This window comes from Auraticoccus monumenti (assembly GCF_900101785.1).
Classification (GTDB): Bacteria; Actinomycetota; Actinomycetes; order Propionibacteriales; family Propionibacteriaceae; genus Auraticoccus; species Auraticoccus monumenti.
Window position 1 is genome coordinate 2,887,814 of the sequence record NZ_LT629688.1, and the last position, 12,936, is coordinate 2,900,749.

Below are 12,936 nucleotides of genomic sequence, written 5' to 3' on the forward strand. Positions count from 1 at the left end.
CCCGCGGTCGGGTCGGTCCGGAGGTGCTGCTCAGGTCCCCGGGCTTCGCAGCGGACGGGTGGCCGGGCCCTCGAGCACGGTGCCGTCGGGGGCGAAGCGCGAGCCGTGCAGCGGGCAGTCCCAGCTGCGCTCGGCGTCGTTCCAGCGCACCACACCGCCGAGGTGCGTGCAGACCGCCCGCACCGTGCAGGTGGTCCCGTCCACGGTCGAGGTCGCGGTGGCGCCCTCGGACCCCTGGCCGACCCGGCCCACGCCCTCCGGAGGGGCCTCCGGTACCGGGGTCAGCGCCTGCGCGGCGGAGACGGTGGCGGCCAGCCCGACCCGCGCGTTCAGCGACAGCGCCCGCAGCGCGTCACCGGTGGCGACGCCGCGCTGCAGCAGCGGCGCCGACCAGGCGGGTTCGCGTCCGAGCAGGTCGCCGCTGACGGCCAGCGCCGCGACCACCGCGGTGGTCATGCCCCACTTGTCGAAACCGGTCGCCACGTGCACCAGCCCGTCGCTGCCGGGCAGCACGCCGACGTGGGGGAGGGCGTCGACGGGGCTGTAGTCCTGGGCGGACCAGGAGTGGGTCTCGATCGCGTGCGGGAAGTAGCGGGCGGTCCAGGAGCGCAGCTGATCGAGGTGGCGGCTGGTGGGCCCACCGCGGCCCACCGTGTGGCCGGCGCCACCGACCAGCAGCGCGGTACCGAGGTCGGGGGCGGGCGCGTCGCGCACCGAGCGGGAGCTGCTGCCGGCGGAGAGGTACATGCCGGCCGGGACGTCCACGCCCTCGTAGGCCACCACGTAGGAGCGCTTCGGCTCAACCCGGGCGAAGTGCAGCCCGCGGTCCAGCACGGGGGTGCCGGTGGCCAGCACCAGGTGCCCGGGACGGAGCAACCGGCCGTCCTCGAGGCGGACCCGCAGACCGTCCGCGGTGCTGGTGGACACCACCCGCTCCCCCTGGTGGAGGGTGCCGCCGGCCGCGCGCAGCTCCCGGACCAGGGCCGAGAGCAGCTGCACCGGGTCCAGCTGGGCCTGGTCGGCCAGGCGGGTGGCGCCCGCGTGCGGCCAGGGGACGTCGAGCCGGTCGGACCAGCGCACGTCCAGACCCAGCGAGGCGGCCGCCTCGTGCTCGGCGCGCACGGGACCGAGCTGGCGGACGTCGGCGGCGTAGGTGACGGCCTCCCGCCGCTGGACGGGCACAGCGCCGCGCTCGCAGGCGTCGAGCACCCACGACTGCGCCTCCCGGCTGGCCTCGACGTAGCCGCGGGCCCGCTCGCGGGGCTGCTGGCCCAGCACGGTGGACAGCTTGGTGCCCTGGAGCAGCGACACCTTGGCCGTGCTGCGTCCGGTGGTCACCGCCCCGACCGTGCGCGCCTCGACCACGGCGACCCGTCGTCCGGCGCCGGCCAGCAGCACCGCGGTGGCCAACCCGGCCAGCCCGGCACCGGCTACCAACACCTCCGGCTCCTCCTCCGGCCAGGGGTCGGAGACGATCGCAGGGGCGCGGTCCAGCCAGAGGGAGGTCACGCCCCGGCACTACCCGCCCCGGCACCGGTCACGCGGTGGGCGGTCCGTGATCAGCCGGTGGCGGGGTCGGCGGGACGACGGTAGACCGAGACGTGGGAGGGGGAGTCGGCGGTGAAGGGGCCGCCCTCCCAGTCCGCGTGCCGGCTCTCCAGCTGCAGGCCGGCCAGCTGGGCCATCAGGTCGAGCTCGGCCGGCCAGACGTAGCGCTGCGGTGTCCGCCCGATCCGGGCCTCGCGCCCGGCCCCGAAGGTGACGTGGGAGGAGACCAGCAGCTGCTCGACCACGTCGTAGGTGTCCACGCCGAGGTAGCCCGGCTCGGCGGTGAAGACCGAGGCCGTCTTCCCCGGCGGCAGCACCCGGAGCCCGGGGACCATCAGCTCGACCACGAAGCAGCCGCCCGGGCGCAGGTGGCGGGCGGCGTTGCGGACGCAGGCGACCTGCTCGGCCTGGGACAGCAGGTTCCCGATGGTGTTGAAGACGAGGTAGACCAGCGTGTAGTCACCCGGCGCGGTGGCGGTGGCCATGTCGCCCTGCACCACCGGGATCTCGGCCTCGGGGACCTTCTGGCGCAGCTGCCCGATCATCGCGGTGGACAGCTCGATGCCGGTGACCGGGACCCCGCGTCGGTGCAGCGGCACGGCCACCCGGCCGGTGCCGATGGCCAGCTCCAGGGCGGGGCCGCCGTCGGCCAGCCCGGCCAGCCGGTCCACGGTCGGTCCGAGGACCTCGGTGGAGAACATCCCGCTGCCGGGGGTGTCGTAGCCCCGGGCGGTCTCCTCGTCCCAGAGCTCCTGCTGCGTCATCGACCAGACGGGATCACGGTCCATGCCGCCGACCCTGCCGGGCGGGAGTTCCCCGGGTCCACCCGGTTTCGGGTGGACCCGGGGAGAGCGGGTCAGCCGCGGGCGCCCATCAGGTGCTCGATCATCAGCTGCTGCAGCCGGACGAAGCCGAAGCCGTGGCCGTGGAAGTAGGCCTCGGCGTCGAAGTCCTCGTAGGCGCTGCGGTCGGCCAGCAGCTGCTCGTAGCCCTCGCCGGCGTCCAGGGTCGGCTCGCGCAGCTCGGCGACCTTGGCCGTGGCCAGGGCCTCCTGGACCTCGGGGTCGGCCCGGAAGGCCGCGGCGCGCTCCTTGAGCAGGAGGTAGGTGCGCATGTTGGCGGCCACGGAGTCCCAGATGCCCTGGTCGTCCTCGGTGCGGCTGGGCTTGTAGTCGAAGTGGCGGGGCCCCTCGTAGGAGGGTCCGCCACCCGGGCCGCCGTTCTCCAGCAGGTCGACCAGGGAGAAGGCGTTCTGCACGTCGCCGTGCCCGAAGACCAGGTCCTGGTCGTACTTGATCGAGCGCTGGCCGTTGAGGTCGATGTGGAAGAGCTTCCCGGCGTCCAGCGCCTGCGCCACGCCGGCGGTGAAGTTCAGCCCGGCCATCTGCTCGTGGCCGACCTCGGGGTTGAGCCCGACCAGCTCGGGCCGCTCCAGGGTCTCGATGAAGGCCAGGGCGTGGCCCAGGGTCGGGAGCAGGATGTCACCGCGGGGCTCGTTGGGCTTGGGCTCGATGGCGAAGCGCATGTCGTAGCCGCGGTCGACCACGTACTCCGACAGCAGGTTGACGGCCTCGCGGTAGCGCTGCAGCGCGGCCTGGACGTCCTTGGCGGTGTCGTACTCCGCGCCCTCGCGGCCACCCCACATCACGAAGGTGGTGGCGCCGAGCTCGGCGGCCAGGTCGATGTTGCGCAGCACCTTGCGGAGGGCGAAGCGTCGCACCGCGCGGTCGTTGGAGGTGAAGCCGCCGTCCTTGAACACCGGGGCGGAGAACAGGTTGGTGGTCACCATCGGCACCACGATGCCGGTGTCGGCCATGGCCTGCTTGAGCCGGTCGATCTGGTGCTGCCGCTCGGCGTCGGTGCTGCCGAAGGCGAAGAGGTCGTCGTCGTGGAAGGTGAGGCCCCAGGCCCCGGCCTCGGCGAGCTTCTCCACGCCGCGGACGACGTCGAGGTCCTTGCGGGTCGGTCCGCCGAACGGGTCGGCGCCGGTGTAGCCGATGGTCCAGAGACCGAAGGAGAACTTGTCGGCAGGAGTGGGCGTGAGCGTCATCGATGATCCCATTCTCGATAAGTTGGAGCCTCCAACTTAATCCGCCGCGGAAAGCCTGTCAACGGCGGGTCGGACGGTGCGCGATGATGCGTCAGCGAAATACGCTCGACCGAGGGAGGAGGCGCTGTGGCGACCGAGGGCAACCTGGCGCTCATCCTCGAGCGCGTGCACCGCGAGGGACCGGCCTCGCGCGCCCAGCTGACCCGGGAGACCGGGCTGAACCGCTCCACCGTGGCGGCCGTGGTGGCCGAGCTGGTGGAACGCGGGCTGGTGCGGGAGGAGGCTCCTGACGCCACCCGCCAGGTGGGCCGGCCCAGCCCGGTGGTGCGCACCGACCCCGACGTGACGGCGGTGGCCGCGGTGACCGAGGTGGACGCGGTCACGGTCGCCGTGGTGGACCTCACCGGCCGGGTGCAGCAGCAGCTCCGTGTCGAGACCTCGGCCGCGCCCAGCGTGCAGGAGGCGGTGGCCGCGGTACAGCTCTGCCTGTCCCGGCTGCGGGCCGGACGAGGGCCTTCCTGGCAGCCGTCCGGGCTCGGGGTGGCGGTGCCGGGGCTGGTGCGGTCCGGCGACGGGGTGGTGCGCTGGGCGCCCCACCTGCACTGGCGCGAGGAGCCGCTGGCCGCGATGCTCGAGGAGGCCACTGGTCTGCCGGTGCGCGCCGGCAACGACGCCAACCTGGGCGCCCGGGCCGAGCACCTCTTCGGGGCCGCGCGCGGGGCCTCCCACGTGCTCTACATCAACGGCGGCTCCAGCGGCATCGGCGGCGGGGTCATCGTCGACGACCGGATGCTGCTGGGTGCCGACGGCTACGCCGGCGAGCTCGGGCACAGCAGCACCCGGGACTCCAGCGAGCTCGAGGACGCCGTCAGCCGGCGCCGGCTGCTGGACCTGCTGGGCTGGGCCCACGCCACCGACGAGCGCCTGGAGCAGGCGCTGAGCACCGACCCGCGCGCGGAGGTGACCCACGAGGTGCGGCGCCAGCTCGGGGTGCTGAGCACCGGTGTGCGGGACATGATCAACGTCTTCAACCCCGAGCGGGTGGTGCTCGGAGGCTTCCTGGGCATCATGTTCTCCCTCGACCCCGACCACTTCCGCGAGGCGGTGGCGCGCCAGGCCCTGCGCCCGGCCTGGGAGAGCGTCACCGTGGTGCGGGCCGCGCTCGGTCCGGACCTGCTGCTGGTGGGTGCGGCGGAGCTGGTGCTGGAGCAGGTGGTGACCCAGGCCACGCCCCGGCCGTCGCGCTCGGCGCTGACGGTCTGAGCCCACCGCTCCGGACCGCCGGTCCGTGCCCGCAGGTCCGGGCCCGCCGGCTGGGCGCCGTAGCCGCTCCGCCGCTCCTCGGACCGGGCGCCGGTGCGGTCGCGGGCGACGTCCCTGGCAGGCTGCTGCCATGACCCCCGACGCGACCCTCGACGTCCAGCGCGTGCGCTCCTGGTTCCCCTCGCTCGCCTCCGGCATCGCCCACTTCGACGGGCCCGGCGGCACCCAGACGCCGCGGCAGGTGGGGGAGGCGGTGGCGGCGACGCTGACCGGTCCGCTCTCCATCCGCGGGTCCTCGGTGCTCTCCCAGCAGCGGGCCGAGGAGGCGGTGCAGGGCTTCCGCCGGGCCGGCGCCGACCTGCTCGGGGTGCCGGCCTCCACGGTGGTGCACGGACGCAGCGCCACCGCCCTGACCTACGACTTCTCCCGGGCGCTGGCTGCGGACTGGGCGCCCGGCGACGAGGTGGTGCTCACCCGGCTGGAGCACGACGCCAACCTGAGCCCCTGGCGCCAGGCCGCCGCCTGGGCCGGTGCCACCGTGCGCTGGGTGGACCTCGACCCGGCCACCGGGGAGCTCGACCTCGACACCCTCGACGCCGCGCTGGGGCCCCGCACCCGGCTGGTCGCGGTGACCGGGGCGTCGAACCTGATCGGCACCCGGCCGCCGGTGCGCGAGGTCAGCGACCGGGCGCACGCGGTGGGCGCGCTGGTCTGGGTGGACGCGGTGCACCTGGTGCCGCACGCGCTGGTCGACCTCGCGGAGCTGGGCGCGGACCTGCTGGTCTGCTCGCCGTACAAGTTCCTCGGGCCGCACTGCGGGGTGCTCACCGGGCGTCCCGAGGTGCTGGAGGGGCTCCGCCCGGACAAGCTGGCCCCCTCCTCCGACGTCGTCCCCGAGCGCTTCGAGCTGGGCACGCTGCCCTACGAGCAGCTGGCCGGGGTGACGGCCGCGGTCGACGTGCTGGCCGACCTGGCCGCGGGCGGGGAGGACCTGCCGCGCCGGCACCGGCTCGCCCGCTCGATGGCCGCCCTGGAGGAGCACGAGCTGCGGCTGCGCCGGCGCCTCGAGGACGGTCTGGCCGACCTCGGGCCCCGGGTGGTGCAGCACGCCCGGGCGGCGGAGCGCACCCCGACGCTGCTGGTGACGGTGCAGGGCGCCTCGTGCGCGGAGATCTCGGCCTCCCTGGCCGCCCGCGACGTGCTCGCCCCCGGTGGGGCGTTCTACGCCGACGAGCCGTTCCGCCGTCTCGGTCTGGACGAGCCCAGCCCGATCAGGCTCGGGCTGGCGCCGTACACGAGCGACAAGGACGTGGACCGGCTGCTGGCCGGGATGGCGGCGGCGCTCGGCTGACGCAACCCCGGACGGTTCCGGAGGTGGCTCAGTCGTCGAGGTCGTTGTCGAGCACCTCGCCGCTGGCCGCGTCCACCGTGACGTCGCGGCGCTCGGCCCCGGTCTCGACGCCGGCCTCCCAGGTGAGCGCGCCGTCGTCGTCCTCGTCCAGCTCGAGCTCGCTGATGACCCCTCCGGGCTCCTCGGCCAGCACCGCCTCGGCCGCCGCGACGTGGTCGACCTCGGCGCCGTACAGCACCTGGTTCTCGGTGCGGTCGTCGTCGTCGGTGTTCTCCGCGGTGTCGGAGGTGACCTCCGAGCCGTCGCCGGACAGCCGCAGCTGCCGCTCCGCGCCGTCCTCGGTGAGCACGTGCACCTCCCAGGACTGACCACCGCGCTCGCTCTCGATCGAGCTGACGCGCCCGCCCGGCACGGCGACCAGGGCGGACTCGGCGGCCCTGAGCAGGGGGCTGCTGGCCGAGCCCGACGGGCTGGCCGAGGGCGACGCCGACCCGCTCGGGGAGGGGGAGCCGCTGCCCGGGGCGCTGGGCGAGGCCGAGTCGTCGTCGGGGGAGGCGGAGGGGGAGGCACCGGGGGTGGCGCTGCCGGCCGGGGCCGAGGAGCTGGCTCCGGGGGTGCTCACCGACGTGCTGGCCGGCGGGGTGGATCCAGCACCCGGCGTCTGCCCGGCGCAGCCGGCGGTGAGGGCGAGCGCGGCCAGACCCAGGGCGGCGGCGAAGGAGCGCGAGGACGTCGTCATGGGCTGGAGCGTACGGCCGGACCGTGACCACCGTCACGCCGCCCGGGAGGGCCGCCCGCTGGGCGTGGCGGACCGGGAGGGGCAGGATGGGGGCATCGGCTCGCGACGGTGCGCTGCTCGACCCCTCGCACGCACCACCGGGAAGAAACCGCCATGCCGCTCGCTGTCTGGGTCCTCGCCATCGGCGCCTTCGGGTTCGGCACCACGGAGTTCGTCGCCATGGGGCTGCTGCCCGACATGGCCGCGACGTTCGGGGTGTCCATCCCCACCGCCGGCTGGCTGATCACCGGCTACGCCGTCGGGGTCGTGGTCGGCGCCCCCACGCTGATCGCCCTCACCCACCGCTGGCCCCGCAAGCGGGTCCTGCTCGCCCTGCTGGGGCTCTTCACCCTGGCCCACCTGGCCACCGTGGTCGCCCCCACCTTCGAGGCCCTCGTCGCCGCCCGCTTCGGGACCGGGCTGGCCCACGGCGCCTTCTTCGGTGCGGCCGCCCTGGTGGCCCGGTCGCTGGCACCGGCCGGACGCCAGGGACGCGCCGTGGCGCTGCTGTTCGGCGGGCTGACCGTGGCCAACGTGGTCGGGGTCCCGCTGGGCACCTGGGTCGGCCAGGCCGTGGGCTGGCGCGCCACCTACGGGCTGGTCGCGGTGATCGGCGTGCTGACCATCGCCGCCGTGGCCGTCGCCGTCCCCGCGGTCGCCAGCGCCGACGGTCCGCTCAGCGACCAGCTCGCCGCCTTCCGCCGCAGCCAGGTCTGGCTGACCCTGCTCATCACCGTCGTCGGCTTCGGCAGCACCTTCACCGTGCTCAGCTACGTCTCCCCGCTGCTCACCGAGGTCGCCGGCTTCGCCGAGGGCAGCGTGCCCTGGGTGCTGGTGCTCTTCGGTCTCGGCGCCACGGCCGGCAACGCGCTGGGCGGACGGCTGGCGGACTGGTCGGTGCAGCGGACGCTGGTGATCGGCTTCTCGGCCCAGGCGGTGGTCTACCTGCTGCTGTTCGCCTTCGCCGCGTCCCCGGTGGCTGCTGCCGTCGGCGTCTTCCTCTTCGCCTTCAGCGGGTTCATGATGGGCGCCCCGATCCAGACCCGGGTGATCGTGGCCGCCGGCGGCGGGGCCAGCATGGCCTCGGCCGCGATGCAGGCCGCCTTCAACACCGGCAACGCGCTCGGCGCCTTCCTCGGGGGCACGGCGATCGGGCTGGGGTTCGGCTACGCCTCCCCGGCCCTGGTGGCCGCGGTGCTGGCGGCCGCCGGGTTGGGTGTGCTCGCCTGGGCCACCCGCCTGGACGTCACCGGCCGCGCCCCGGTCGAGCCCACGGCCACCCCGCGTCCGGTGCCGGTGCCGGTCGACGCCTGAGGCTCGCGAGCACCCTGGGCCCCGCCGGGCGGAGGCGTCGGAGGCGTCCCGGCCCGGCGTGACGTCGCCTCCGCGCGACCGGGGTCGGCGGCGGATGAGACCTGCGGCCCCGTCGCGACGACGCCGCCGCGCGGGTGGCCGCGTCACCGGCGTCGGAGGGTTCGGGGACCTCACCGGGTGGACGGGCCCGAGGGGCTCGACGCGGTGGCGCTCGCCGGCAGCAGCGAGTCCAGACCGTGGCGGCGGTGACCCAGCAGGCGGGCGCAGTTCTCGGCCTCCTGCTCGGGGGTGAACCACCGCTGGCTGCCCCGTCGGCCGTCCTGCTCGGGCGTCGGTGCGTGATCGACCTGTCGGTCAGCTGAGCTCGTCATACCGCGAGTCTCCGCTCGGTCGCGTCCTCGCAGCAAGCACTCTTGCTGATCCAGCAAGTCGCCCGGTGACGTGCCTCCCTGACCGGCGCCGCCGTCCGGGCGGCGAGTGGCCCCGATGGGTCGTCTGGGGGATGTGGGACACGACGTCTCGGGGCCACTCGCGTCCGGGTTCCCGGGAGTCGCGGCCCGTGACGAGAGCCCTCATTGTCGGGGAGCCGCGATCCGTGGGGCGAGTGGCCCCGATGGGTCGCGTGGGGGAGCTGGAAGGCGACGTCTTGGGGCCACTCGCCCCTTCCGGCTCGTCCCAGGTCGACCGGACCCGGCCGTCGGGTGTCGGTCAGGAGTGGATCGGGCGACGGCGCTCGTCGGGGAGGCCGGAGTGGCGCAGGACGTAGGTGCGGAGCTCGTCGCACCACTCCTGGGGCGAGCGCGCTGCTCGGGCCACCCGCTCCTGCACTCGGGAGCCGCCGTCCCTGCTGCGAGTGGCCCCGATGGGTCGCGTGGGGGAGCTGGAAGGCGACGTCTTGGGGCCACTCGCCCCTTCCGGCTCTCTCAGGTCGACCGGACCCGGCCGTCGGGTGTCGGTCAGGAGTGGATCGGGCGACAGCGCTCGTCGGGGACGCCAGAGTGGCGCAGGACGTAGGTGCGGAGCTCGTCGCACCACTCCTGGGGCGAGCGCGCTGCTCGCCCAGCCGCTCTTGCACCCGGGAGCCGCTGTCCGTGCGGCGGGTGGCCCCGATGGGTCGCGTGGGGGACGAGGGAGGCGACGTCTGGGGGTCACTCGCCGCGTCCGGGCTCGTGGACGTCAGGGCCCGCGACGTGAGCCCTCGCTGACCGGGAGCCGCCATCCGTGCGGCGAGTGGCCCCGATGGGTCGCCTGAGCGATGTTGGAGGCGACGTTTCGGGGCCACTCGCCGCGTCTGGGCTCAGAGATGCCCGCCACCGACGGCAGCCCTCGTCGACTAGGAGCCGCTATCCGCGCGGCGAGTGGCCTCGATGGGTCGCGTGGGGGACGTGGGAGGCGACGTCTGGGGGCCACTCGCCCCTCCCGGCTCGTCCCAGGTCGACCCGGCTCGGGCCGCGGCTAGGTCAGGGGTGGATCGGGCGACCGTGCTCGTCGGGGACACCGGAGTGGCGCCACACGTAGGTGCAGAGCTGGTCGCACCACTCCTGGGCCGAGCGCCGCTGCTCGGCCAGCCGCTCCTGCACCCGGGCGAAGAGGTCGGCCTCGACCCGGCCCTCCAGACCGGCCCACTGCCGCACCAGCTCCTCCACCCGCTCCACCCCGGCGAGGTGGGTGTCGTAGACGTGCTGGACGACCGTCCGCCCGCTGTGCAGCCGGTGGGTCCAGGGCACGTGGTGGAAGAAGAGCAGCAGCTCGTCGGGGCAGCTGGCCAGGTCCTCGTAGCGCTCGCGCCAGGGGGAGGGGTACTGGCCGGTGAACCCCGTCCCGGTGGCACGGGTGCGGTCCACGCCGATGCCGTCGCGGTCGGCGAAGTGGTACGTGCCCCAGGGGGTGTACTCGTAGCCGTCGACGTCGGGCCCGTAGTGGTGTCCCGGGCGCACCATGAAGCCGACCCCCAGTGGCGCGGTGTAGGACTCGTAGGTCGCCCAGGAGTCGGTCATCATCGCGCAGACCGTGTCGACGACGTCCTCGTCGTCCGGCCCGAAGGTGGCTGCCGCCCACTCCCGCAGCACCGCGTCGGGGTCGGCGGTGGGGTCCCAGGCGAGCGCGCCGAAGGCGAACAGGTTGGCCTGGGCCAGCGGGTGACCGGTCCAGAACTCGTCGGTGCCCACGTTGGCGACCCCGACCACACCGCCCGCCACCAGCTCGTGCACCGGACGGGTGCCCCGCTCGGCCAGCCCGAAGGTCAGCACCTCCGACCAGGCCGGGCCCAGGTAGCAGACGTGGCGCTGCTGCCCGGTGTACTCCTGGGTGAGCTGCAGCTCCACGGCGACGGTGGTGGCGGGCACCGCCGCCAGCACCGGGGACACGGGCTCGCGGACCTGGAAGTCGATCGGGCCGTGCTTGACCTGCAGCACGACGTCGGGCTCGAAGCGGCCGTCCAGCGGGGCGAAGTGGTCCGAGGCGGCGCGGGCCCGGTCGGTGCTCCGGTCACGCCAGTCCTGACGGTGGTCGTAGACGAAGGCCCGCCAGTGCACCACCCCGCCGTGCGGGGCCAGGGCCCGGGCCAGCACGTTCGCGCCGTCGGCGTGGTCGCGGCCGTAGGCGAACGGGCCGGGCTGGCCCTCGGAGTCGGCCTTGACCACGAAGCCGCCGAAGTCGGGGACGGCGGCGTAGACGCGCCCGGCCGCCTCCGTCCACCAGCGGGCCACCTCCTCGGCCAGCGGGTCCGCGGTGGACAGCCCGCCGAGCACGATCGGGGAGGCGAAGCTGACCGACAGGTGCAGCCGGATGCCCCAGCGGCGCAGCACGTCGGCGATCCGGGCGACGTCGGCCAACCGCGGGCCCAGCAGCTCGGTCTCGGCGCGGTGCACGTTGACGTTGTTCACCGCCACCCGGTTGACGCCGATCGAGGCCAGCAGGCGGGCGTAGCCGGCGACCCGGCCGAGGTCGGCCCGCACGTCGCCGTCGGCGAAGAAGAGCGAGTCCCCGGCGTAGCCGCGCTCGACGGTGCCCATCACCGGGTGGCTGACCATGTTGTCCCAGTGGTCCAGCATCCGGCTGCGGTGCGCCGGGCGGCGGACCACGACGTCCTCCTCGCCCCGGTGGCGCAGCAGCGCGAAGGTGCCGTGGAGCAGGCCGTGGTCGTCCTCGCCGACCACGGCCGTGCGGTCCCCGTCGCGCGCGATCGCGTACCGCTCGGGGCAGCTGGGGCCGTCGTCGTCGAGCGCCTCCAGCGCCCGGGCGACGGCGGGCTCCCCGGCGAGCGCCCGGGCCAGGTCCAGGGTGAGCAGCAGCAGCCTGGCCGCCGTCGGGTCCGGCTCGAGGTGACCGCCGTGCAGCCGCGTGGCGGCGCGGGCCTCGTCGCTGACCGTGGCCACCAGCGGGCCGGTGCCGGACACGTGGACGGCGGTCGCCAGTGCGGTGGTGGCGTCCTCGGGCAGCCAGGCGGCGTGGATCGGGGAGGGCATCGTCGCTCCTGGGATCGGGGTCAGGACGGGGGAGGGGCGGTGCTGGAGCGGACCACCAGGTCCGTGGCCAGGTCCACCCGGCGCAGCGAGGCACCGAGGGTGGGGCTGGGTTCGAGGACCATCCGGGTGGCGGTGGCGGCCATCGCGTGCAGCGGCTGGTGCACGGTGGTCAGCGGCGGGTCGACCCAGGCCGACAGCGGCAGGTCGTCGTAGCCCACCAGCGACAGGTCCTCCGGGACCCGCAGCCCCAGCTCCCGGGCCGCCCTCAGCACCCCGAGGGCCTGCATGTCGGAACCGGCGAAGACGGCCGTGGGACGGTCCTCGCGGGTGAGCAGGGCGCGTCCGTGCCGGTAGCCACCCTCCATGGTGAAGTTCTCGTAGCGGACCAGGGTGGGGTCGACCGGCACCCCCAGCTCGTCGTGGGCGCTGCCGAAACCGTCCACCCGGGCGCGGGAGCACAGCACGTCCACGGGGCCGGAGGCCATCGCCACCCGCCGGTGCCCGAGCTGGAGCAGGTGCCGGGTGGCCGACAGCCCGCCGTGCCAGTTGTTGGAGCCGACGGTGGCCACGTCGGCCGGGGTCTCGCCGTCGGTGTCCACCACCACGAACGGGATCGAGCGGCTCTCCAGCTGGTGGCGCTGGGTCGGGTCCAGGGTGGAGAGGACCAGGATCACCCCGACCGGGCGGCGGGCCAGCACCCGGTCCATCCACCCCTGCTCGGGGCTGTGGCGACCGCCCAGCGTCGAGAGCACGACGCCGACGCCGGCCCGCGAGGCGGCCTCCTCGACCCCCCGCACGATCTCCATCGCCCAGGCCGACCCGATCTCGTGGAAGACCAGGTCGATCAGGGGCGGTGACGTCCCCTGGGGCTGGGAGCGGCGTCGCTGGTAGCCGCTGCGCTGCAGCGCCTCCTCGATCCTCGCCCGGGTCTCGGGGGCGACGTCGGAACGGCCGTTCAGCACCTTGGACACGGTGGGCACCGACACCCCGACCTCCGCCGCGATGGTGGAGATGGTCGGGCCGGCCCGACCACCGCTGGTCGAGGAGGGCGAGGAGGGCATGGCCACCTTCTACTGAGGACGTCGAGGACCGCAACTATCGGAACGGTAGCAGCAGTCTGCGTCCCGGGGCGCGTGAAACCCTCCTCCCGCGTGGCGCCCGCCAC

10 protein-coding genes are annotated in these 12,936 nt (G+C 74.8%); 3 read left to right on the forward strand and 7 right to left on the reverse strand.

Annotated features, from left to right (window positions below; all coding sequences use genetic code 11):
* Positions 1-30: 30 nt before the first annotated feature.
* From BLT52_RS13385 to xylA, 3 genes are all read right to left on the reverse strand, one after another.
* On the reverse strand, positions 31-1,509 hold the full coding sequence (locus BLT52_RS13385; protein ID WP_090594263.1) for an FAD-dependent oxidoreductase: 1,479 nt from the start codon (positions 1,507-1,509) through the stop codon (positions 31-33).
* Positions 1,510-1,559: 50 nt separating this feature from the next.
* Positions 1,560-2,336, reverse strand: coding sequence for a class I SAM-dependent DNA methyltransferase (locus BLT52_RS13390; protein WP_231946313.1), 777 nt, complete (start codon positions 2,334-2,336; stop codon positions 1,560-1,562).
* Positions 2,337-2,404: 68 nt separating this feature from the next.
* Complete coding sequence (xylA, locus tag BLT52_RS13395; protein WP_090594266.1) at positions 2,405-3,598, reverse strand: xylose isomerase; 1,194 nt, start codon at positions 3,596-3,598, stop codon at positions 2,405-2,407.
* Positions 3,599-3,724: 126 nt separating this feature from the next.
* On the opposite strand from xylA, the gene BLT52_RS13400 reads away from it, so the two are divergent.
* Positions 3,725-4,861 carry an ROK family transcriptional regulator gene (locus BLT52_RS13400; protein ID WP_197679041.1) on the forward strand — a complete coding sequence of 379 codons (1,137 nt, stop codon included), beginning with the start codon at positions 3,725-3,727 and terminating at the stop codon, positions 4,859-4,861.
* Positions 4,862-4,991: 130 nt separating this feature from the next.
* Positions 4,992-6,212, forward strand: coding sequence for a cysteine desulfurase-like protein (locus BLT52_RS13405; protein WP_090594269.1), 1,221 nt, complete (start codon positions 4,992-4,994; stop codon positions 6,210-6,212).
* Positions 6,213-6,240: 28 nt separating this feature from the next.
* Here BLT52_RS13405 and BLT52_RS13410 read toward each other — a convergent pair whose 3' ends face one another.
* Positions 6,241-6,951, reverse strand: a complete 711-nt coding sequence (locus BLT52_RS13410) for a PepSY domain-containing protein (protein ID WP_090594270.1) — start codon at positions 6,949-6,951, stop codon at positions 6,241-6,243.
* A gap of 153 nt (positions 6,952-7,104) precedes the next feature.
* On the opposite strand from BLT52_RS13410, the gene BLT52_RS13415 reads away from it, so the two are divergent.
* Positions 7,105-8,304 (forward strand): MFS transporter, encoded by a 1,200-nt coding sequence (locus tag BLT52_RS13415; RefSeq protein ID WP_090594272.1) that lies wholly within the window; start codon positions 7,105-7,107, stop codon positions 8,302-8,304.
* A 170-nt stretch (positions 8,305-8,474) separates the two neighbouring features.
* Here the strand turns inward: BLT52_RS13415 and BLT52_RS13420 are convergent, their stop codons facing one another.
* From BLT52_RS13420 to BLT52_RS13435, 3 genes are all read right to left on the reverse strand, one after another.
* Complete coding sequence (locus BLT52_RS13420; protein WP_090594273.1) at positions 8,475-8,675, reverse strand: hypothetical protein; 201 nt, start codon at positions 8,673-8,675, stop codon at positions 8,475-8,477.
* 1,089 nt (positions 8,676-9,764) lie between these two features.
* Entirely contained in the window at positions 9,765-11,771 is a 2,007-nt protein-coding gene (locus BLT52_RS13430; protein WP_090594276.1) for an alpha-glucuronidase, read from the reverse strand.
* Between the two features lie 20 nt (positions 11,772-11,791).
* Positions 11,792-12,742, reverse strand: a complete 951-nt coding sequence (locus BLT52_RS13435; RefSeq protein ID WP_231946314.1) for a LacI family DNA-binding transcriptional regulator — start codon at positions 12,740-12,742, stop codon at positions 11,792-11,794.
* Between the last annotated feature and the right edge of the window lie 194 nt (positions 12,743-12,936).

What these genes read in the sequence shown, in the direction of transcription:
- BLT52_RS13420 (WP_090594273.1), bottom strand. Translation starts at nt 8,675, where the DNA reads ATGACGAGCTCAGCTGACCGACAGGTCGATCACGCACCGACGCCCGAG.
- BLT52_RS13390 (WP_231946313.1), bottom strand. Translation starts at nt 2,336, where the DNA reads ATGGACCGTGATCCCGTCTGGTCGATGACGCAGCAGGAGCTCTGGGAC.
- BLT52_RS13430 (WP_090594276.1), bottom strand. Translation starts at nt 11,771, where the DNA reads ATGCCCTCCCCGATCCACGCCGCCTGGCTGCCCGAGGACGCCACCACC.
- xylA (WP_090594266.1), bottom strand. Translation starts at nt 3,598, where the DNA reads ATGACGCTCACGCCCACTCCTGCCGACAAGTTCTCCTTCGGTCTCTGG.
- BLT52_RS13410 (WP_090594270.1), bottom strand. Translation starts at nt 6,951, where the DNA reads ATGACGACGTCCTCGCGCTCCTTCGCCGCCGCCCTGGGTCTGGCCGCG.
- BLT52_RS13405 (WP_090594269.1), top strand. Translation starts at nt 4,992, where the DNA reads ATGACCCCCGACGCGACCCTCGACGTCCAGCGCGTGCGCTCCTGGTTC.
- BLT52_RS13415 (WP_090594272.1), top strand. Translation starts at nt 7,105, where the DNA reads ATGCCGCTCGCTGTCTGGGTCCTCGCCATCGGCGCCTTCGGGTTCGGC.